Source organism: Vibrio sp. Vb339 (assembly GCF_902751245.1).
Taxonomy (GTDB): domain Bacteria; phylum Pseudomonadota; class Gammaproteobacteria; order Enterobacterales; family Vibrionaceae; genus Vibrio; species Vibrio coralliirubri.
Map to the genome: position 1 here is coordinate 186,213 of NZ_CADDIS010000007.1, position 21,697 is coordinate 207,909.

Here is a 21,697-nt window from a genome sequence, read left to right on the forward strand (position 1 = left end):
AACAAGCTTAGGTTTTACCTAGAACAAACCTTTGGCTTGTTTAGAATAAACCCTTGAACAGAAGAACTAGGTAGTCCCATAGACGGCTGAATAGGCTGCCTTGGTCTACATCTTCAAGTGCTAGTAGTGGGTATTCAGCAACGTCTTCACCGTCTACTTGGTAGAATAGTTTACCAACCACATCCCCTTTGCTGATTGGCGCTTCTAGCTCTTTCTCAAGAACAAAGCTTGCCTTCAGGTTCTTAGCTTGACCACGAGGAAGCGTCACGAACGTATCTTCGTCGACACCTAGCGCAACTGTGTCCTTGCTACCCATCCAGATCTTCTCTTCTACGAAGGTTTCACCGGCTGTGTGTGGTGCCACTGTTTCAAAGAAGCGGAAGCCGTAGCTAAGCAGTTTTTTGCTTTCTGTTTTACGAGCATTCGCATTCTTGGTGCCCATAACTACAGCAACTAGGCGCATTTTGCCTTCTGTCGCTGAGCTTACTAGGCTGTAACCTGCATTGCTTGTGTGGCCCGTTTTGATGCCATCAACGTTCATGCTCTTATCCCATAACAGACCGTTACGGTTGTATTGGGTGATGCCGTTGTATGTGAATTTCTTCTCTGAGTAGATACGGTACTCGTCTGGTACGTCGCGAATCAGTGCCTGACCAAGTAGCGCCATATCGTAAGGCGTTGAGTATAGGTTCGGGTTGTCTAGACCGTGCACGTTAGCAAAGTGCGTGTCTTTCATGCCGATAGAGCTTGCCCAAGCGTTCATTAGATCAACGAATGCATCTTCAGAGCCAGCGATGTGTTCAGCCATAGCAACACATGCATCGTTACCTGATTGAATGATGATACCGCGGTTCAGTTCTTCAACTTTTACCGTAGTGCCAACTTCAACGAACATCTTAGATGAATCTGGGAAGTTTTTAGCCCAAGCATTTTCACTGATTACAACATCGTCGTTCAGGTTGATGTTGCCACGATCGAGCTCTTGGCCGATCACGTAGCTCGTCATCATCTTGGTTAAACTTGCTGGAGAAAGCTGAGTATTCATCTCTTTCTCTGCTAGTACTTTGCCTGAATGGTAATCCATCAGAACAAAACCTTTAGCGGCGATTTGAGGTGCATCAGGAACAACAATAGGAGCGGCGAATGACGATGTAGCTATCGTTGCAGAAAGAGCAACAGAAGTAGCAAAAATCGATTTAACAAGTTTATTAGATTTAATCATTTTGAATGCAATTATTTGGTGAACTATTCATATATTAACAGAATCACTCTGTCACACCAGAGCGCTGATTACCAGAAGTAACTGTTAGATTAATTAGCGAGTTAGGGTGTGTTTTTTTATATAAGCTGACGGGTAACCCATTAGCTTAACTTGTTCTAATTTCTCTTGAGTCAGAGCATAGTCATGAAATGGCCCAATCATCAGACGGTAGTTGTCATCATTTGGCTGCAAGAACGTTGCTACTTCTAGCTTTTCGGCTAGATCTTTAGCTAACTTTTCGGTTCTATCTTCATGCGGAGATGTTGCGACTTGAATAATAAATTGCGGTAAAGCAGCCTTTTTATTTGCGTCGGTTGGCATAGCCACAGTAATGACTTCAATCTCAACATTTGCCGTGCCGGTTCTCAATACATCGAGTTTGTAAGCTGCCGCATAACTAAGGTCAATGATTCGGCCTTCATGGAATGGGCCGCGGTCATTGATACGAACAATCGTCGTTTTGTTATTGTCGATATTCGTCACTTTTACATAGCTTGGAATTGGCAATGTTTTGTGCGCCGCAGACATCGAATACATGTCGTAGATCTCGCCATTAGACGTTAAGTGACCATGAAATTTCTTACCGTACCAAGAGGCTTTGCCTTTCTCAGTAAACCCTTCGGTCTTCTTTACGATCTTGTAGTCTTCGCCACGCAAAGTGTAATCCGTGTTACCACCTAAACTATAAGGTTCATATTGAGGGTGAGCATCCTCGAGATGCTCTACTGAGATCGGTGCGTCTGGTGCAATATCTGAATCAATATCGTAGCGCCCTGTTGGCTGTTTTGAAGAACAACCATTGATTAAAATCGCTAGCCCCAAGATAGAGACTATTTTTTTGATTGGCAGCTCTTCAACCAAGGATGCTTTTTTTAGAAACGTTGTAATAGACATCGATTAGGTCGCCTTTGAGAATGCTTTTCTGTGTGTATGTATCGACATTAAAATACCAAAACCAGCCATAAGGGTAACCATTGAAGTACCGCCATAACTGACTAGAGGAAGAGGAACACCAACCACAGGTAGAATGCCACTTACCATGCCAATGTTTACAAAAATATAAACGAAGAAGCTCAGTACAATACTGCCGCCCATCATTCGACCGAATGCGGTTTGAGCTTGGCTCGCAAGCACTAAGCCACGTCCAATAATAAACAAGTAAATAGCAAGCAAGAACAATATACCAATCATGCCCCACTCTTCGGCGATGACCGCAAAAATGAAGTCGGTATGACGCTCTGGGATGAACTCCAGTTGAGATTGAGTGCCTTGCAGCCAACCTTTTCCAGATATACCGCCCGAACCTATCGCAATCTTACTTTGAATGATGTGGTAACCCGCACCTAATGGATCTGATTCAGGATCAAAGAGGGTTCTTACACGTACCTTTTGATATTCACGCATCAAGAAGAACCATAAGATTGGGATAAATGCCCCCAACGCGATTGCAGCGCTAGCTATGATTTTCCAACTGATACCTGCCAGGAATATCACGAAGATACCAGATGCGGCGATAAGGATAGATGTACCTAGGTCAGGTTGCTTTGCGATTAGAATCGTCGGTACAAACACCATCACTAGCGAGATCGCTAATGTTTGGAAGGTGGGCGGAAGTGAGCGCTTACCGATAAATCGTGCCAGCATCAAAGGCACCGCGAGCTTTAATAGCTCTGAGGGTTGGAATCGAACAAAGCCGAAGTTTAACCAACGCTGTGCACCTTTAGAGGCTTCACCAAAGAACAACACGCCTAATAGCAAGATGACACCACCTGCAAACAGCAGTGGTGCCAAGGTCTCATAAGTGCGAGGTGAGATTTGCGCTAGGAAGATCATCACACCTAAAGACAGAGCCATACGCATCGCCTGGCGATCCATCATCGCAAGGCTTTGTCCGCTTGCGCTATACATGATCAGTAGGGCAAAGCCCATTAAAACCAGAATGCCAAGCAATAGCGGCAGGTCGATATGCAGCCTTTCGAATAGGGCTCTATTTCGTCCAGTTGAAGGATCAAGTTTCATTATTTAATTGGCTCACTTTGATAATCTTCTGCAAGGATAATATGGTCTAAAATCCTTCTTACTACTGGGCCGCCGTTAGAAGAACCGCCACCTGCGTTCTCTAGAACGATAGTCACGACGGCTTCAGGATCTTCAAAAGGCGCGTAACCCGTAAAGAGGGCGTGATCGCGTAAGTGCTCTGCGATTTCATCCGCGTTGTACTCTTCATCTTCTTTTAAGCCGAATACCTGCGCGGTACCCGATTTACCAGCGGTTTGGTAAGACATCTTCTGGAATGAACGTCTTGCCGTACCTTTCTTACCGTGGTTAGCCAGCCTCATACCTTCCTGAGCGATATCCCAATACTTCTTCTTAACCCCGGTTAGCGGTGGGTAAGTTTCAATGTCCGACATGATTTGTTCATCGAATGGACGACCGTTATCAATGGTTGAACGAAGTAGGTGAGGTGCGGTTACTTCACCTTCATTGACCAAAACTGATGTGGCTTTTGCAATCTGCATTGGTGTTGCAGTCCAGTAGCCTTGGCCAATGCCAACTGGGATGGTGTCACCTTGGTACCAAGGCACACGGTGTCTTGCCATCTTCCAATCACGAGTTGGCATATTGGCTTTGCTCTCTTCATAAATATCGATGCCAGTATAATCACCAAAGCCGAACATCATCATCCATTTGGATATGCGATCAATGCCGAGATCATAAGCAATTTGGTAAAAGAAAGTATCCACTGACTCTTCAATCGCTTTCTCGATATCAACGACCCCGTGTCCCCAACGCAACCAGTCACGGAATGGTCTTGTTTTTGAATTAGGGATCTTCCAATAACCTGGGTCATTACGCGTTGTATTAGGTGTAATCACACCTTCTTGCAGAGCCGCAACAGCAATGAATGGCTTGATCGTCGATGCTGGTGGATAAATACCTAGCGTTGCACGGTTAACCAAAGGGCGGTCTTTGTCTTGAAGCAGGGCGTTATAACCTTTAGACGAAATACCATGTACGAATGCATTTGGGTCGTAGCTTGGGCTAGATACCATGGCTAACACGCCATTGTCTTTCGGGTCGAGAACGATAGCTGAGCCACGGCGGCCATCAAGTAACTTATGTACATATAGTTGTAGCTTGATATCCAAGTTGAGCACGATATCTTTACCCGGAACCGACGGTACAAATTTTAGAGTACGGATCACTCGTCCACGGCTGTTAACTTCGACTTCTTGATAGCCAGCGGTACCGTGAAGCATGTCTTCGTAGTAGCGCTCAATACCAAGTTTACCGATGTCGCGAGTGGCTTGGTAATTGGCGTCTTTCTCTTCGCGAACCAGGCGCTGCATATCACGGTCATTGATGCGCGATACGTAGCCAATCACGTGAGTTAACACATCACCATAAGGGTAGAAACGTTTTAGCGTACCTGTAACTTCAACGCCTGGGAACTTATGTTGATTTACAGAGAAGATCGCAACTTGTTCTTCGGTAAGCTGATTCAGAATAGGTACTGACTTGAAGCGTCGTGAATTGCGACGATCACGATCAAATCGTTCAATGCGCTCTGGCGGGATCTCGATTAATTCTTGTAGACGGACGAGCGAGTCATCCATATCTTTGATTTTTTCTGGCGTGATTTCTAGGTTGAAAACCGGGCGATTTTCGGCAAGAAGTACACCATTACGATCGTAAATCAAACCACGGTTAGGGGCGATTGGAACGACCTTGATGCGGTTATCGTTAGAGCGGGTTTTATAGTCTTGATATTGATTGACCTGAATGTTGTACAGGTTAACAACCAACATCGATATCATGACTATGATCCCCGCAAACGCAACAAAAGCACGATTAGTAAATAGTCGTGCTTCTGCTTTGTAATCACGGATTTGGCTACGTTTACGTAACATTAACGCTTATTCTCGATGATAAGGGTGGTTAGCAGTGATGCTCCAAGCTCGATACAAGCTTTCAGCCATGATAACGCGTACTAATGGGTGAGGGAGAGTAAGCGCAGACAGAGACCAACTTTGGTCTGCAGCCGCTTTACATGCAGGTGCTAATCCTTCAGGCCCGCCGATAAGGATAGAAACGTCGCGTCCATCCAATTTCCAACTTTCCAATTGCTCTGCCAGTTGTGGGGTGTCCCACTTTTTACCTGGGATATCAAGCGTGACAATGCGGTTGCCTTTTGGAACCGCTGCCAACATTGCTTCGCCTTCTTTTTGAAGAATGCGTGCAATATCCGCATTTTTACCGCGCTTTCCCGCAGTGATTTCAATGAGCTCTAATGGCATATCATGAGGGAAGCGGCGTTTGTATTCTTTAAAGCCTTCTTCAACCCACTTCGGCATTTTTGTGCCAACTGCGATTAATTGGATCTTCAAAGCTTAGCCCCAAAGTTTTTCTAGTTGATACAGTTCACGGTGTTCTTCTTGCATAACGTGAAGCATGCTTGTGCCCATATCTAGAACAACCCATTCACCTTCTTGCTGGCCGTCCATGCCTAGTGGCTGCATACCTGCTTTACGTACTTCATCAGCAACATGCTGTGCAATAGAAGCAACATGGCGCTTAGACGTACCAGTACAAACAATCATGTAATCAGTAACGCTTGATTTACCTTCTACATCGATAGTCACAATCGATTCTGCTTTCATGTCGTCGGCTTTGTCTGCAAGAAAATCTTTTAGTTCTTCACGTAACACGGGGTGTTCCTTTAATCTGAATTTAGCTTTTTAGGGGCTGTTGACCCTAGAATATACCACGCTTTTATGCGTGAAATGGTATTGAAGCTGAAGGGATACAAAACTCTACGCTTAACTGATGAATTAGTGGCCAAGGCGACTGCTCATATTGAGTTTTTGTCATCAATTCAGCTTGAGTGAGCAACGCGAACAAAGAGTGTAATTGAGAAATCGAAACTCTTGTTAGCGCGGCGTTATAAAGAGGCTTTTTAGATTGCCAGATACGGTGTTTCTCGAAGACCTGGCCAATCGGCATCTGTTTCATTTGTTGCTGCATCTGTAACAGCAGAGCAAGCTCACGTTGTATGCTACGCAATAAAATGACGGGTTCGACACCTTCGGCTTCTAGTTGACGTAGGATTCGTTGTGCACGGTTTCCTTTGCCTGCCAATAACGCATCACTCCAATGGAATGGAGTAAAATGGTTGTGTCGACTCAGCGATTCTTCTAAGCGTACTAACGTGAGTTTTCCATCTGGGTATTGGAGAGCCAGTTTTTCTAGGCTTTGGGTCAGAGCAAATAGATTACCCTCATGCCATTGCGCCAGCATTTGAATCGCTTCAGGATCTGGCGTTAAACCGATTTGACGGCAGCGTGCTTGGACAAACTGAGGTAACCGACTGACATCGGGCGTTAGGCAGCTGACCCAGTGACCCTGATTCGAAAGTGCCTTAAACCACTTAGCGCTTTCTTGAGCTTTAGTGAGCTTAGTGCCTACCAAAATCAACAAGATATCACTGTGGATATGCTCGGAGATTGCGAGTAGCTCTTTTGCTATTGCGGCATTGACGCCTGACTCTGGCAGTTCAAGCTCGATGACCTGACGGCTAGAGAATAGGCTCAGTGCTTGAGTGCAGTCGTAGACTTGATTCCAGTCGAGACTGCTATCAATCGCAAAGCGATGACGTTCTTCAAAGCCTTGTTGTTTTGCAGCCTTTTGAATCGCTTCTCGGCTCTCTTGCAGTAGTAGAGGTTCGTTACCAAAAATTAGGTAAACATTACTCAACTGTTTAGCCAGTTGCTCTGATAAGCGGTCAGCAAAAATACGCATCAAATAAACCTATTACTCAGCCGAATCACTAAGTGTTGGTTGTTCTTCTGAAGCTGGTATGGTCTCAACGTCGTCAATTTCAACATTCTTGATGTTGTATTGCTTTTCGAGTTCTTTCACTTGAACGTGCTCTAGTGCATCTAGATCCATGCTATCAGCTGCAATGTTCGCTTTTAGTCGAGCCATCTGACGAAGGATTTGGCTTGTTGCCAACTTACGCATCTCATCTTCGATCATGTCTCGTTCAACCGACTTCGCAAGTGCAGTCAGCGGGTTATCTAGGTAACTACGGGTTACGCTGGTTGAGAATGTCTTTGAGCCAAGGTCTGGGATAGTTACACGGTATGAAGCATAGAACGTTAGCTCAATTTCAGCTGCGCGAGTGTTTTGGTATAGAGACAGAGTTCGCTCACCAACACCTTCACTAATAATATGCAGGTTAGGGGTATTTTCAGCCGGTGGCACAATTTCTACATCATTCATACGCAGTTGACCTTTCATCATACGTGTAAACGTACTGTATTGGTCGTAACTGGTTACGGAGATCTTGTTGAGTTCTTCTGGTACGGAGTAATCACCACGTAGGTGGAAACCACAGGCACTTAATAGGCTGACGGTTAAAACAACAACAGTAACTTTCAATGAAGATAGTGAAATCAGGCGCATTATTTGATGGCTCTCATGAAGGTAGAATACTTATTTAAAGGCTTTAATTCGTTTGAGTGGTTAGGCTCAAGTCTAAAGCGCTTAAATAAGTAGACAGGGCAATTAGTTACCCTGTCTACAGACTGCTTTTGATGAATTAAGTTCGTTAATTCTTTAGCAATTGCATTGTGCTAACGAAATTAGTTAGCAACGATGTTTAGAAGCTTACCTGGTACGAAGATAACTTTACGGATAGTTAAGCCATCTAGGAACTTTTTAGCGTTCTCATCGTTTAGACCAAGCTCACGAACTTGCTCTTCTGTTGCATCAGCTGCAACGGTTAGTTTCGCACGTAGCTTACCGTTGATCATGACAACGATAGTTTTCTCGTCTTCAACTAGCGCTTTCTCATCGAAAGTTGGCCATGTTGCTGAGTCTACGTTTGATTCACCAAGTGCAATCCACATTTCGTAAGAGATGTGTGGAGTCATTGGGTAAAGCATGCGTACTACCGCTTTTAGTGCTTCATCAAGGATTGCACGATCTTGTACAGATTCTTGAGGAGCTTTCGCCAGCTTGTTCATCAGTTCCATGATTGCAGCGATTGCCGTGTTGAACGTTTGGCGGCGGCCAATATCGTCCGTTACTTTCGCGATAGTCTTGTGGATATCACGACGAAGTGCTTTTTGGTCGCCAGATAGCGCAGAAGCATCAACAGATTCAGCAGCACCCTTAGAAGAGTGAGCGTGAACCAATTTCCAAACACGTTTAAGGAAGCGGTTAGCACCTTCAACGCCAGACTCTTGCCACTCAAGCGTCATATCTGCAGGTGATGCAAACATCATGAATAGACGTACTGTATCAGCGCCGTACTTGTCTACCATCTCTTGTGGGTCGATACCGTTGTTCTTAGACTTAGACATTTTGATCATGCCTGAGTGTTCAACTTCACGGCCTTGATCGTCGACTGCTTTTTCAATGCGACCTTTTCCGTCACGTTCAACCGTTACGTCAGTCGGTGCAATCCACTCTTTGGTGCCTTTTTCGTTTTCGTGATAGAAAGCGTCAGCCAGAACCATGCCTTGACACAGTAGTTGCTTGAACGGTTCGTCAGACGTCACGTAACCAGCATCACGTAGAAGCTTATGGAAGAAACGAGAGTAAAGCAGGTGCATACACGCGTGCTCGATACCACCAACGTATTGGTCAACGGGTAGCCAGTAGTTTGCTTTCTCTGGATCTAGAATGTCGTCTGCTTGTGGAGAACAGTAACGTGCGTAGTACCAAGAAGACTCCATAAACGTATCGAACGTGTCAGTCTCACGTAGAGCTGGTTCGCCGTTGAATGTTGTTTCAGCCCAAGACTTGTCTGCCTTGATTGGGCTAGTTACGCCATCCATTACTACATCTTCAGGAAGAATGACTGGCAGTTGGTCTGCTGGTACTGGGTGAACTTCACCGTCTTCAGTGGTTACCATTGGGATTGGAGCACCCCAGTAACGCTGACGAGATACACCCCAGTCACGTAGACGGAAGTTTACTGTCTTCTTACCTTTGCCTTCAGCTTCAAGCTTCGCAGCAATTGCATCGAATGCTTCTTGGAACGCAAGACCATCGAATTCACCAGAATCGAACAGAACACCTTTCTCTGTGTAAGCCGCTTCAGAAACGTCCAGTTCAGAACCATCTTCAGGTTTGATTACTGGGATGATATCGATGCCGTACTTAGTTGCGAACTCGTAGTCACGTTGATCGTGAGCAGGAACCGCCATTACCGCACCTGTGCCGTAATCCATCAGTACGAAGTTTGCTACGTATACAGGAACAACACGACCGTTAAGAGGGTGGATAGCCGTTAGGCCAGTATCCATACCTTTCTTTTCCATCGTTGCGAGTTCAGCTTCAGCAACTTTAGTGTTACGACACTCTTCAACGAATGCAGCAAGCTCTGGGTTGTTCTTCGATGCTTTCTCTGCAAGAGGGTGACCTGCAGCGATACCAACGTAAGAAACACCCATTAGTGTATCTGGACGTGTTGTGTACACTTCTAATGGTGCTTCTTCGCCGTTAACAGCGAAAGATAGCTCAACACCTTCAGAGCGGCCGATCCAGTTGCGCTGCATGGTCTTAACCATTTCAGGCCAACCTTCAAGGTTGTCTAGATCGTCTAGTAGCTCTTGAGCGTACTCAGTGATTTTAATAAACCACTGTGGAATTTTCTTTTGCTCTACTGGAGTGTCACAACGCCAGCAACAACCGTCTTCTACTTGCTCATTTGCCAGTACAGTTTGGTCGTTTGGACACCAGTTCACAGAAGAAGTCTTCTTGTAAACCAGGCCTTTTTCGTAAAGCTTAGTGAAGAACTCTTGTTCCCAACGGTAGTACTCTGGAGTACAGGTTGCGAATTCACGGTTCCAGTCGTAACCAAAGCCTAGAAGCTTCAGTTGGTTCTTCATGTACTCAATGTTTTCGTAAGTCCATGGTGCAGGTGCTGTGTTGTTTTTAACAGCTGCATTTTCTGCTGGTAGGCCGAATGCATCCCAACCAATTGGCTGCATTACGTTTTTGCCTTGTAGACGTTGGAAACGAGATACCACATCACCGATGGTGTAGTTACGCACGTGACCCATGTGCAGTCGGCCACTTGGGTAAGGGAACATAGAAAGACAGTAGAATTTTTCTTTGTTTGGGTCTTCACTTACAACGAAAGTCTCGCTGTTATCCCAGTGTTGTTGAACCTTTTGTTCAATCTCTTGCGGGTTATATTGTTCTTGCATCGATGGTATCCGGTTATCTTGGAATTTGTGAGTTCGGTTAGAACAGAATCTTACAGATCGTCATAGAATACCTAAAGGAGCTGAGTACAACAATAGTTATACCCTTCATACTTGCAGTTGCTGCCTAGTAGATTGTGTAATTTTCACTGAATTTCGCAGGGCAACTATACTTAAGAGTATGAATTGCATTTGTTTGTAAGCGGGAGTGCATTGCAGCGCATCCGTTTGCTCACTAAAAGGTTGGTTATCTTAAGGAGGTTGTTATGCCGAAGAAAAAAGCGCTCTATGAAGAAGTCGTCGAAGAGGTGATTGAAACGCTGAAGCATAGCCCTGAAGAGCTCAACAACAAAATCGAAACGTCGGGCAAGTTTGCGAAAGCAGCTAATGATATGACTAAAGATGAGCTTTCATTGATCTCTGCCTACGTGAAGTCGGACTTAAAAGAGTTTTCCGAAAGCTATGAAGAGAGTAAAAGCGGTCCATTCTATTTGATGATTGCGGACTCTATTTGGCAAGGGCTGTTGGATATTACTGATCGTACTAAGGTGGAGTGGGTTGAACTGTTCCAAGACTTAGAACACCAAGGCTTGTATCAAGCGGGTGAAGTCATTGGCTTGGGCACCTTAGTATGTGACGAGTGTGGTCACCAAACCGAATATAACCACCCAACCAATATCATTCCATGCATTAAATGTGGTTCTAAAGGGTTTAGTCGTAAAGCCCTTAAACCGTAAGCTTCTGAACCATAGCGTATCAACGTAAAACCACAGCAATGAAAAAGGGTTGACCCAATCAGTCAACCCTCAAATCACTTTTCGTCGAATCTAGATTTTTGGCTTTCTAATTATCCAACCAATCACCAAGCTGAGCATCGCCCAGATATACAGTGGCCAAGTACCTACTGTGTGATAAGGCGTTTGACCATCCGTTGAAATGAGTTCAGCTTTTAACACTGCCGTTTCAAACTGAGGCACTTGCTTGATTATATTGCCTTTGTAATCAGTAACTGCCGTCACACCGTTGTTGGTCGAGCGAATAACCGGCTTACCAAGCTCCAGAGCACGCATCTGTGCAATTTCCATATGTTGCAGAGGGCCAATCGAACGACCAAACCACGCATCGTTAGAGAGCGTTAAAATAAAGTCAGTCTCGTCGGTTACGTTCTGTCTAACTTGATCATTAAAGATGATCTCATAACACAGTGCCGGCGCTAAGTGACGACCATTTGCCACTATGTTGGGTTGAACAAAATCGCCACGGCTGAATGATGACATCGGCAAATTAAAGAAAGGCGCTAATGGGCGTAAGATATCTTCAAACGGTACAAATTCACCAAACGGCAATAGGTGATGTTTATGGTAGCGTTCGTCAGGATCGTAGCTGTATTCACCATATGGGTTCACGCCGAGAGAAAGAATACTGTTGTAGTATTTCTTATCTTCAGACTGATTAAGCACACCAGTGATGATCGAGCTGTTATTCATCTTCGCTGCGCTATCTAAGTTACGTAGGAAAGAAGGAATTTCTACCTCAAACGCAGGGATAGCGGCTTCAGGCCAGATGATGATATCCGCGTCCCAATTTTCTCTGCTTAAGTCGGTGTACTTCATCATGGTCGGCCAGCGATGACTCGGCAGCCATTTGCTATCTTGATCGACATTACCTTGAATCAATACCACTGATGTTGTTTTTTCAGGGTTAGGCGTGACCCAATCGATATTTCGAATACCAAAACCTGCGCTAAATACGACGGCGGGAATGATAGCGATACTCCATGCCCGGTTAACAATCGCATAAGCGAATGCAGAGGCTGAAACAATGATCACTAGAGTAATTAACTCGACACCGCCAATCGGTGCAAATGACCCCAATGGCGAATCGATTTGACTGTAGCCTAACCAAAGCCAAGGGAACCCCGTCATTACCCAGCCACGCAGCCAATCGCTGATTAACCACAATGCAGGAGCTGCGAGGAAAAAGCGGCTTAGATTATTGGCAGGGAAGAACTTGTTCAAACTCCAGGTAAATAGGCCGGAATAAACGGCTAGGTAGCCAACAAGCAATGCCATCAAAAATAGGTTGGCTGCCAGTGGCATGCCGCCAAAACCATCAATGCTGACGTATACCCAGCTGATACCTGTGGTGAATTGACCTAAACCCCATGCGTAGCCAATCCAAAGCGCACTTTTAGGAGAGCGGTTGTGGATCAGTAACAGCAACAAAGCTGGGCTGAGAATAGCAAGAGGCCATATAGAGTATGGAGCGAATGAAAGGGTGGTTATAGCGCCAACAAAAACGGCCGCAAGCGGCCGTAATAGGCGATGAATAAAGGTCTTAGTCATCTAATTTCTGTCATCTCTTTAGAGAGAAGTTGTTATTCTTCGATAGTCGGAAGAGGCTGTTCGTCAGGAATGGTTACCTGTAGCTGAATCACACGACGGTTATCTGCTGATGTTATTTTGAAATGGTAGTTTTCGATTTCTACAATTTCGCCACGAACCGGCAGGTGACCGAGTGCTGTCATAACCATGCCGCCTACTGTATCCACTTCATCGTCACTAAAGGCAGTGTTAAACGTATCGTTGAACTCTTCAATAGTGGTTAAAGCTTTTACAGAGAAGGTATGCTTACTCAGCTTACGAATATCTAACTCTTCTTCATCGTCGAACTCGTCTTCAATTTCACCAACGATTTCTTCGAGGATATCTTCAATGGTTACCAGGCCAGAAACTCCGCCAAACTCATCGACAACGATAGACATGTGGTAACGCTCTTCTTGGAACTCCTTAAGCAGGCGATCAACTCGCTTACTTTCAGGAACAACCACGACAGGGCGAATCACTTGTTCGATATCAAATGGGGCACTTTCTGAACCCAAATACTTAAGTAGGTCCTTCGCTAATAGAATGCCTTCAACATGGTCTTTATCTTCACTGATCACTGGGTAGCGAGAGTGTTGAGCATCAGTAATGAGCGCAATCAATGTATCTAGATCATCGGTGCGTTCAACTGTAACCATTTGAGAGCGAGGCAGCATGATATCGCGTACTCGCATCTCTGAAATTTCCATAACACCCTCGAGCATGTCGCGTGTGTCGTGGTCAATTAGGTCATTAATTTCTGAGTCGCGGATTACATCTACGAGCTCTTGGCGATCTTTTACTTCACCTTGAAATAGTTGGCCTAGGCGTTCAAAGAAGGACTTTCTACTCGGACCTTCAGATTTTTTACTTCCCTCAGAAGTGGGGGGGTTACCTTCGTTCATGATTTCTCAAAAAATAACGCTATCAGAAGTGTGATAGCACACGTTACAACTCAGATTCCTGCGAAAATCACAGGTTCGATGAGTTATTGTTTCTCTGCAACCTACTTTACTAGAATCAATTTACTTTTCTAGAATGTAAGGGTCTTCAAACCCCATAGATTGCATGATTTCTGTCTCGAGTGACTCCATCTCTTCAGCTTCATCATCTTCGATATGATCATAACCTAGCAGATGCAGACTGCCATGTACAACCATATGAGCCCAGTGTGCTAGCAGAGGCTTACTTTGCTCTTCTGCTTCTTTTTCGACAACTTGACGGCAGATAATGAGGTCGCCCAGTAGATCTAACTCGATCCCTGGAGGAGCCTCGAATGGAAAAGACAACACGTTAGTTGGCTTGTCTTTGCCACGATATTCATGATTGAGCTGGTGGCTTTCTTGTGTATCAACGATACGAACCGTCAACTCAGCGTTCTCTTGAAACTGAGGAATGGTCTTGTCCAACCAAAGCTGAATATCTTGCTCAGTTGGAAGACCTTGCTCATTTTCGACCGCTAATTGCAGGTCTAGTTCAATAGACATCTATTTATCACCTTGTTCTGCAATTACAGAACTATTTTGTGTTGCTAATTGTGTCGTAACTGCCTGCTGAGCCTCAAGAAGTTTGGCTTCGCGCTCTTCACGTTTACGCTTTTCAAACTCTTTGCGCTCTTTCTGGTCTTTTGCTTCCCACTTCTCGTACGCGTTGACGATACGGGCAACCACAGGGTGACGAACGACGTCTTCAGACATAAAGAAGTTGAAGCTAATGTCGTCGACTTCATTGAGCACTTCAGTCGCATGACGTAAGCCTGACTTTGCCCCACGAGGTAAATCGATTTGCGTAATATCACCAGTGATTACAGCGCGTGAGTTAAAACCGATACGGGTTAAGAACATCTTCATCTGTTCTACCGTGGTGTTTTGGCTCTCATCAAGAATGATAAACGCATCATTCAATGTACGACCACGCATGTAAGCCAGTGGCGCAACTTCAATTACGTTACGTTCAATCAGCTTCTCAACTCGCTCAAAGCCAAGCATCTCAAACAGTGCATCGTAAAGTGGACGTAAATATGGGTCTACTTTCTGGCTTAAATCACCAGGTAGGAAACCAAGCTTCTCACCAGCTTCAACAGCAGGGCGAGTCAGTAGGATTCGGCGAACCTCTTGGCGTTCAAGTGCATCAACTGCTGCAGCAACGGCTAAGTAGGTTTTACCTGTACCTGCTGGCCCAATACCAAAGGTGATGTCATGAGTCACCATGTTCATTAGGTACTGTGCTTGGTTTGGCGTTCGAGGTTTGATAACGCCTTTTTTAGTCTTAATAGTCACTTCTTTGCCGTAGTCAATTTCAGACTCGACGTGTTGCTCCAAAATGCCTGACTCGGTGATCGCCAGATGTATTTGCTCTGGTTCGATATCGATTATGTTGCCTTTAACTGGAGCCGTTTCAACATAGAGGTGTTTGATGATGTCTAAAGCTGCGGCTGTAGTATGAGGCTTACCGACAATCGTGAAAAAGTTGCTACGGTAATTAATCTCAACGCCCAGACGACGCTCAAGATGCTTGATGTTGTCGTCAAATGGTCCGCATAAACTTGCCAAGCGCTTGTTGTCTGCTGGCTCTAGATTTATCTCTAAGGTAACGATTTTATTGCTCAAATTAGCCTCTCATTTTGTGCCACTCACTCTTAAATAAAACAAAGAGCAAAAAGCCCGATTTAGACCGGGCTTCTGATGGTGATATCCCTATTTCTAAGATGGTCACTTAGTTAGGTAATTTCAAGCTTTGTGTTTGCGCTTTGTGCTCAAACAGTTGTATTGCCTATGGCGTAAATGTTGCTACACCTAGCTCGTCTTCACGTTTTGTTTTTTCCATCATTTCTGCTGGAGTCATAACAACGCGTAGACCCATGTCTTTTTCTGTGCGAACTAGCTCACCACGTAGTGAGTTGGTGTAAACCTCAGTGATCTTCACATCTACGAACTGACCGATTAGGTCTGCAGAACCTTCGAAGTTCACAACACGGCTGTTTTCTGTACGGCCACGAAGTTCCATTAGGTTCTTTCTTGATGGGCCTTCAACAAGGATACGTTGCTCTGTGCCTAACATTAGACGAGAGAAGCGCATAGCTTGTGTGTTTACCGTTTGTTGTAGTTCGTATAGACGATCTTTCTTCTCTTGTGCTGGTACATCACATGGGTAATCTGCCGCTGGCGTGCCTGGACGTGGAGAGAAAACAAAGCTGAAGCTCATATCGAAATCAACTTCTTTAATTAGCTTCATTGTATCTTGGAAGTCTTGCTTAGACTCACCAGGAAAACCAACAATAAAGTCAGAGCTGATTTGAATGTCAGGACGAGCTTTACGCAGTTTACGGATAATAGATTTGTACTCGATAGCCGTATGTGGGCGTTTCATCATCGTAAGAATACGGTCACTACCACTTTGTACTGGTAGGTGAAGGAAGCTCACTAGCTCTGGTGTATCTTTGTAAACTTCAATGATGTCGTCACCAAACTCAAGCGGGTGGCTTGTTGTGAAACGAATACGGTCGATACCGTCGATAGAAGCAACAAGACGAAGCAGTTCTGCGAATGAACAGATATCGCCTTCGTGTGTTGGACCGCGGTATGCGTTTACGTTTTGACCTAGCAGGTTAACTTCACGTACGCCTTGCTCGGCAAGTTGAGCAACTTCGAAAAGTACATCATCCATTGGACGGCTAACTTCTTCACCACGTGTGTATGGTACAACGCAGTAAGTACAGTATTTAGAACAACCTTCCATGATAGAAACGAACGCCGTCGCGCCTTCAGCTTTTGGCTCTGGCAGGTTGTCGAACTTTTCGATCTCTGGGAAAGAGATATCCATTACTGGCTTTTCGTTAGACAGTGATGATTTAATCATCTCTGGCAAACGGTGTAATGTTTGTGGGCCAAAGATAACGTCTACGTATGGTGCACGTTGACGAATGTGATCACCTTCTTGAGTTGCTACACAGCCACCCACACCGATCACCACACCTTCTTTTTTATCTTTAAGCGTTTTCCAACGACCAAGCTGGTGGAATACTTTTTCTTGCGCTTTTTCGCGGATAGAACAAGTATTCAATAGTAGTACGTCTGCTTCCTCAGGTACTTCAGTTAGCTCATAGCCATTTGCAGCGTTAAGCAGGTCGGCCATTTTTGATGAATCATATTCATTCATCTGACAGCCCCAAGTTTTAATTAGCAGTTTCTTACTCATTATATGTTCGCTCGATCGTTAGTTTAATTTAAGGGAGCAAATCGCCCATTATTCATCCGCTAGTCCCGTTTGTCATAATTCGGTATTCAATTTTATGACAGGCTCTAGCGGCAAGCGGCGTATTGTACTGGTTTCAAAACCGACTGACTAGTAGTCTGAACAAATCTCTTATGTAGTGGTTTTTATTATCGTTAACGCCATATGCCATAAGGGATAACCCTTTTTTCGAATAAGGTTTTTGGTTACAAGTTAGTTATGAAAAAGTACAATCAAAAACAATCAAAAACAGTCAAAGAATCAAACTGATAAGTACAAAATATGAACAGTTACGATATTGTGGTAGTCGGTGGCGGCATGGTTGGCGCAGCAACAGCAATCGGTTTTGCAAAGCAAGGTCTGAGTGTTGCGGTAATCGAAGGTTTTGCCCCACAAGCTTTTGATGAGTCACAAGCGATGGATATTCGTGTGTCAGCGATTTCTCAAGCATCGGTCGATTTGCTTGAAGATCTTGGTGCATGGCAAAGTATTGCAGCGATGCGAGTGTGTTCTTATAAGCGTTTAGAGACGTGGGAGCACCCAGAGTGTCGTACTCGTTTTGATGCTGCGTCATTAGATTTGCCTCGTTTAGGCTACATTGTTGAGAACAGACTTATTCAATTGGGTTTATGGTCTCAATTTGATGCCTACGACAATCTCGAACTGTTATGCCCAGAAAAGCTCGATGAGATTGAGTTTGGTGAAACCAATATCGTTAAGCTTCAATCTGGGGTTGAGTTATCTGCGAAGTGGGTGGTTGGTGCTGATGGTGCGAATTCAGCCGTTCGTCAACAAGCTGGAATTGGCATTACGGCTTGGGATTATCGACAACACTGTATGCTTATCAATGTAGAAACAGAACAACCTCAGCAAGATATTACTTGGCAGCAATTTCTACCAAGTGGCCCTCGTTCATTTTTGCCTTTGTGTTCTCTAACCTCTGACGATCAAGAAGTCGGGCAGGGCTCGTTAGTTTGGTATGATTCTCCGCTGCGTATTAAGCAACTGTCAGCAATGACTCCTGAAAAACTACGAAATGAAGTACTTACTCACTTTCCTAAAGAGTTAGGTGATATCAAAGTCTTGAATTCGGGTTCTTTTCCTCTGACACGACGTCATGCTCAATCATACTCGAAGAATAACTGTATTTTAGTCGGGGACTCTGTGCATACGATCAACCCTTTGGCTGGACAGGGTGTTAACTTAGGCTTTAAAGATGTATCAGTACTGTTGAATGTCACCAAAGAAAAGAGTGAATTAAATCAGTCTGTAGCAAGACGCTATGAAGTGATGAGAAGAGGCGATAACTTAATGATGCAGAGTGGCATGGATTTCTTCTACAAGACATTCAGCAACGACATTGGTCCGCTCAAGTTTGTTCGTAATGCCGCACTAAAACTCGCAGAGAACTCTGGGCCGATTAAAACTCAAGTATTGAAATACGCCTTGGGTCTTTAATTTTGATTAGTTCCGGTTATTTATAAAGAAAAGGAGAGCAGATGCTCTCCTTTTTTGTATGGTGTTGAATGCTATAACTACTGCGTAACGCAAACCGGTGCATCGATCTCTAAACAATACCCTGTATAAACTAAAGACCCGTCCTCATTATCTCGCTTGAATGAGGTGATGTTATTGGAGTGCTGGTTGGCTGCGATAAGCCATTTTCCATCGTCAGTTATATGGAAGTCTCTTGGGAATTTACCTGCAGTGTCGTAGCTATCAATGAAAGTCAGCTTTTGATTCTCAGAGTCGATTTTGAAGCTGCTGATTCTTGATTGATGTCGACATGACACATAAAGGAATTGCTCATCAGGCGATAGCTTAATCGCAGCTGCGGCTTCTCCCTTCTCCATATTAGGTAATGCATCAATCTCTTCCACTACATTCCAAATGCCTAAAACCTTTTCCAAAACCAGTAACGTCTCAGAGAGTTCACAGATTACATAGGCTCTGTCTTCAGCTTTGTTAAAGACTAGGTGGCGAGGTCCATTGCCAGCGGGCGCTTTAATTGACTGCATTGGCTCATCAAGGAATTCTTCTTGCTCTTCATCAAAGCAATAGAAGTTGATGCGATCGGTGCCGAGATCGACAGTTACAAACTGTGGTGAGTTTTGTAAGAACAAACATTGATGGGCATGTGGGCTAGTTTGTCTCTCTTTGTTCGGCCCGGAACCAACCATCTTGATTGTTTTGAGTCGCTTATCGATGCTGCCATTGATACTTAAGCTAAAAATATCGAATGTGCCTGATGAGTATTGCGACGTGATAGCAAACTTATTGTGTGGATCTATTGCGACGTGACAAGGGTGATCTCCCGAGATAAGGCTCGCATTGGGCGTTAGCTGTGAATCAACATTAGGTATATGAAGGAGCTGGGGCTGTTTTTGCTGGTCAACTTCCGATGCAGTATAGATCCCAGTTTTTGTTACAGTAACAAAAGAGGGGTTAGTACATTTGATGATCAGCTCTAGAGGTAATAGTTTTCCTGTTTCTAGATCTAACTGAGTTTGATAAACACCTTGGCTTTTACTTGGTGTATCTGTGTAGCAACCGATCGTTAAGGGGAGGGCTTTCATAGGCTAGTCATACTCAATTAGAAAATAGAGCTGACATTGTCTTATAAAATCGTATTAAAAGTGAGGTTATAGAAGAGAATACTTGGTGACTTGGCTAGCAGATTTGCACATTCCAGATAAAACAAAACCCAGCTAAAAAGCTGGGTTTTATTTAATGATGGTGCGGTCGGAGAGACTTGAACTCTCACACCTCTCGGCGCCAGAACCTAAATCTGGTGCGTCTACCAATTCCGCCACGACCGCAGCAAATCTTTATAGTTATATCGACATTGGTGGTTCGAAATAACGTTGTCTTCTTGTTTCAAAGAAAAAATGGTGGCTACTGCGGGATTTGAACCTGCGACCCCATCATTATGAGTGATGTGCTCTAACCAACTGAGCTAAGTAGCCATAATAAATCTAATAGATTCATTATTAAATAATGGTGCGGTCGGAGAGACTTGAACTCTCACACCTCTCGGCGCCAGAACCTAAATCTGGTGCGTCTACCAATTCCGCCACGACCGCAGCAAATCTTTATAGTCATATCGAATATTGGTGGTTCGATGTAACGTTGTGCTCTTGGTTTGATATTTAACTTGAAAACAAGCTAACTAAAAACAAAGAGTTTTAAATAGTGGCTGGGCTACCTGGATTCGAACCAGGGAATGCTGGCATCAAAAGCCAGTGCCTTACCGCTTGGCGATAGCCCAACAATGATATCATTTAAGATATCTAAATAATGGTGCGGTCGGAGAGACTTGAACTCTCACACCTCTCGGCGCCAGAACCTAAATCTGGTGCGTCTACCAATTCCGCCACGACCGCAGCAAATCTTTATRGTTATATCGACATTGGTGATTCGATGTAACGTTGTGCTCTTGGTTTGCTATTTAACTTAAAAAYAAGCTAAGTAAAAACAAAGAGTTTAAATAGTGGCTGGGCTACCTGGATTCGAACCAGGGAATGCTGGCATCAAAAGCCAGTGCCTTACCGCTTGGCGATAGCCCAACAATGATATCATTTAAGATATCTAAATAATGGTGCGGTCGGAGAGACTTGAACTCTCACACCTCTCGGCGCCAGAACCTAAATCTGGTGCGTCTACCAATTCCGCCACGACCGCAGCAAATCTTTATGGTTATATCGACATTGGTGATTCGAAATAACGTTGTGCTCTTAGTTAACAACTTAAGTAATTAAACAAAGAGTTTAAATAGTGGCTGGGCTACCTGGATTCGAACCAGGGAATGCTGGCATCAAAAGCCAGTGCCTTACCGCTTGGCGATAGCCCAACAATGATATCATTTAAGATATCTAAATAATGGTGCGGTCGGAGAGACTTGAACTCTCACACCTCTCGGCGCCAGAACCTAAATCTGGTGCGTCTACCAATTCCGCCACGACCGCAGCAAATCTTTATGGTTATATCGACATTGGTGATTCGATRTAACGTTGTGCTCTTAGTTAACAACTTAAGTAATTAAACAAAGATTTTAAATAGTGGCTGGGCGCCCTGGATTCGAACCAGGCATCTCTATTAGTAAGCACCATCAGATGTGTATAAGGGGCAAGCCCAACAATGATATCATTTAAGATATCTAAATAATGGTGCGGTCGGAGAGACTTGAACTCTCACACCTCTCGGCGCCAGAACCTAAATCTGGTGCGTCTACCAATTCCGCCACGACCGCAGCAAATCTTTATAGTCATATCGAATATTGGTGGTTCGATGTAACGTTGTGCTCTTGGTTTGATATTTAACTTGAAAACAAGCTAACTAAAAACAAAGAGTTTTAAATAGTGGCTGGGCTACCTGGATTCGAACCAGGGAATGCTGGCATCAAAAGCCAGTGCCTTACCGCTTGGCGATAGCCCAACAATGATATCATTTAAGATATCTAAATAATGGTGCGGTCGGAGAGACTTGAACTCTCACACCTCTAGGCGCCAGAACCTAAATCTGGTGCGTCTACCAATTCCGCCACGCCCGCAGCAAATCTATATAGTTATCTCGCAATAGGTGATTCGAAATAACGTTGTGCTCTTAGTTAACAACTTAASTAA

17 protein-coding genes and 12 tRNA genes are annotated in these 21,697 nt (G+C 44.4%); 2 read left to right on the top strand and 27 right to left on the bottom strand.

Going from position 1 to position 21,697, the window contains the following annotated elements:
- Positions 1–40: 40 nt before the first annotated feature.
- The 9 genes from HRQ85_RS22655 to leuS form a co-directional block, all read right to left on the bottom strand.
- Complete coding sequence (locus HRQ85_RS22655; RefSeq protein WP_017068508.1) at positions 41–1,222, bottom strand: serine hydrolase; 1,182 nt, start codon at positions 1,220–1,222, stop codon at positions 41–43.
- 93 nt (positions 1,223–1,315) lie between these two features.
- On the bottom strand, positions 1,316–2,155 hold the full coding sequence (locus tag HRQ85_RS22660) for a septal ring lytic transglycosylase RlpA family protein (RefSeq protein ID WP_172380662.1): 840 nt from the start codon (positions 2,153–2,155) through the stop codon (positions 1,316–1,318).
- Between the two features lie 3 nt (positions 2,156–2,158).
- The gene (gene rodA / locus HRQ85_RS22665) at positions 2,159–3,280 is read right to left on the bottom strand and encodes a rod shape-determining protein RodA (protein WP_048607962.1); all 1,122 of its coding nucleotides are present in this window, start codon (positions 3,278–3,280) and stop codon (positions 2,159–2,161) included.
- Complete coding sequence (mrdA, locus tag HRQ85_RS22670; protein WP_172380663.1) at positions 3,280–5,172, bottom strand: penicillin-binding protein 2; 1,893 nt, start codon at positions 5,170–5,172, stop codon at positions 3,280–3,282. Before mrdA ends, rodA begins: the two co-directional genes overlap by 1 nt.
- Positions 5,173–5,178: 6 nt before the next feature.
- Positions 5,179–5,649, bottom strand: coding sequence for a 23S rRNA (pseudouridine(1915)-N(3))-methyltransferase RlmH (rlmH, locus tag HRQ85_RS22675; RefSeq protein ID WP_004735246.1), 471 nt, complete (start codon positions 5,647–5,649; stop codon positions 5,179–5,181).
- A 3-nt stretch (positions 5,650–5,652) separates the two neighbouring features.
- Entirely contained in the window at positions 5,653–5,970 is a 318-nt protein-coding gene (gene rsfS, locus HRQ85_RS22680; RefSeq protein ID WP_004735247.1) for a ribosome silencing factor, read from the bottom strand.
- A gap of 64 nt (positions 5,971–6,034) precedes the next feature.
- Positions 6,035–7,060: a DNA polymerase III subunit delta gene (gene holA, locus HRQ85_RS22685; protein WP_048607954.1), complete on the bottom strand. Its 1,026-nt coding sequence runs from the start codon at positions 7,058–7,060 to the stop codon at positions 6,035–6,037.
- 12 nt (positions 7,061–7,072) lie between these two features.
- A complete protein-coding gene (locus HRQ85_RS22690; RefSeq protein ID WP_172380664.1) occupies positions 7,073–7,726 on the bottom strand; it encodes an LPS-assembly lipoprotein LptE in 654 nt (217 codons plus the stop codon).
- Positions 7,727–7,905: 179 nt separating this feature from the next.
- The gene (leuS, locus tag HRQ85_RS22695) at positions 7,906–10,482 is read right to left on the bottom strand and encodes a leucine--tRNA ligase (RefSeq protein ID WP_017068503.1); all 2,577 of its coding nucleotides are present in this window, start codon (positions 10,480–10,482) and stop codon (positions 7,906–7,908) included.
- 263 nt (positions 10,483–10,745) lie between these two features.
- On the opposite strand from leuS, the gene HRQ85_RS22700 reads away from it, so the two are divergent.
- Positions 10,746–11,216 (top strand): zinc ribbon-containing protein, encoded by a 471-nt coding sequence (locus HRQ85_RS22700; protein WP_017062329.1) that lies wholly within the window; start codon positions 10,746–10,748, stop codon positions 11,214–11,216.
- Positions 11,217–11,306: 90 nt separating this feature from the next.
- On the opposite strand, the gene lnt is transcribed toward HRQ85_RS22700, so the two are convergent.
- From lnt to miaB, 5 genes are all read right to left on the bottom strand, one after another.
- A complete protein-coding gene (gene lnt, locus HRQ85_RS22705) occupies positions 11,307–12,824 on the bottom strand; it encodes an apolipoprotein N-acyltransferase (protein WP_172380665.1) in 1,518 nt (505 codons plus the stop codon).
- A 32-nt stretch (positions 12,825–12,856) separates the two neighbouring features.
- Entirely contained in the window at positions 12,857–13,747 is an 891-nt protein-coding gene (gene corC / locus HRQ85_RS22710) for a CNNM family magnesium/cobalt transport protein CorC (protein WP_012603382.1), read from the bottom strand.
- A 120-nt stretch (positions 13,748–13,867) separates the two neighbouring features.
- Positions 13,868–14,329 (bottom strand): rRNA maturation RNase YbeY, encoded by a 462-nt coding sequence (gene ybeY / locus HRQ85_RS22715; RefSeq protein WP_012603383.1) that lies wholly within the window; start codon positions 14,327–14,329, stop codon positions 13,868–13,870.
- Positions 14,330–15,451 carry a PhoH family protein gene (locus HRQ85_RS22720; RefSeq protein ID WP_048607945.1) on the bottom strand — a complete coding sequence of 374 codons (1,122 nt, stop codon included), beginning with the start codon at positions 15,449–15,451 and terminating at the stop codon, positions 14,330–14,332.
- A gap of 163 nt (positions 15,452–15,614) precedes the next feature.
- Positions 15,615–17,039 (bottom strand): tRNA (N6-isopentenyl adenosine(37)-C2)-methylthiotransferase MiaB, encoded by a 1,425-nt coding sequence (miaB, locus tag HRQ85_RS22725; RefSeq protein ID WP_012603385.1) that lies wholly within the window; start codon positions 17,037–17,039, stop codon positions 15,615–15,617.
- Between the two features lie 318 nt (positions 17,040–17,357).
- On the opposite strand from miaB, the gene HRQ85_RS22730 reads away from it, so the two are divergent.
- Positions 17,358–18,533: a 2-octaprenyl-3-methyl-6-methoxy-1,4-benzoquinol hydroxylase gene (locus HRQ85_RS22730; RefSeq protein WP_172380666.1), complete on the top strand. Its 1,176-nt coding sequence runs from the start codon at positions 17,358–17,360 to the stop codon at positions 18,531–18,533.
- 77 nt (positions 18,534–18,610) lie between these two features.
- On the opposite strand, the gene HRQ85_RS22735 is transcribed toward HRQ85_RS22730, so the two are convergent.
- From HRQ85_RS22735 to HRQ85_RS22795, 13 genes are all read right to left on the bottom strand, one after another.
- Positions 18,611–19,651, bottom strand: a complete 1,041-nt coding sequence (locus HRQ85_RS22735; protein ID WP_172380667.1) for a lactonase family protein — start codon at positions 19,649–19,651, stop codon at positions 18,611–18,613.
- 158 nt (positions 19,652–19,809) lie between these two features.
- Positions 19,810–19,894, bottom strand: a tRNA-Leu gene (locus HRQ85_RS22740).
- 70 nt (positions 19,895–19,964) lie between these two features.
- Positions 19,965–20,041: transfer RNA gene (locus tag HRQ85_RS22745), tRNA-Met, on the bottom strand.
- 32 nt (positions 20,042–20,073) lie between these two features.
- A tRNA-Leu gene (locus HRQ85_RS22750) sits at positions 20,074–20,158 on the bottom strand.
- 110 nt (positions 20,159–20,268) lie between these two features.
- Positions 20,269–20,343: transfer RNA gene (locus HRQ85_RS22755), tRNA-Gln, on the bottom strand.
- A 30-nt stretch (positions 20,344–20,373) separates the two neighbouring features.
- Positions 20,374–20,458 (bottom strand) — tRNA-Leu (locus HRQ85_RS22760).
- A 108-nt stretch (positions 20,459–20,566) separates the two neighbouring features.
- A tRNA-Gln gene (locus HRQ85_RS22765) sits at positions 20,567–20,641 on the bottom strand.
- 30 nt (positions 20,642–20,671) lie between these two features.
- Positions 20,672–20,756: transfer RNA gene (locus tag HRQ85_RS22770), tRNA-Leu, on the bottom strand.
- Between the two features lie 94 nt (positions 20,757–20,850).
- Positions 20,851–20,925: transfer RNA gene (locus HRQ85_RS22775), tRNA-Gln, on the bottom strand.
- Positions 20,926–20,955: 30 nt separating this feature from the next.
- Positions 20,956–21,040, bottom strand: a tRNA-Leu gene (locus HRQ85_RS22780).
- A gap of 199 nt (positions 21,041–21,239) precedes the next feature.
- A tRNA-Leu gene (locus HRQ85_RS22785) sits at positions 21,240–21,324 on the bottom strand.
- A 110-nt stretch (positions 21,325–21,434) separates the two neighbouring features.
- Positions 21,435–21,509, bottom strand: a tRNA-Gln gene (locus HRQ85_RS22790).
- Positions 21,510–21,539: 30 nt separating this feature from the next.
- A tRNA-Leu gene (locus tag HRQ85_RS22795) sits at positions 21,540–21,624 on the bottom strand.
- Positions 21,625–21,697 lie beyond the last annotated feature (73 nt).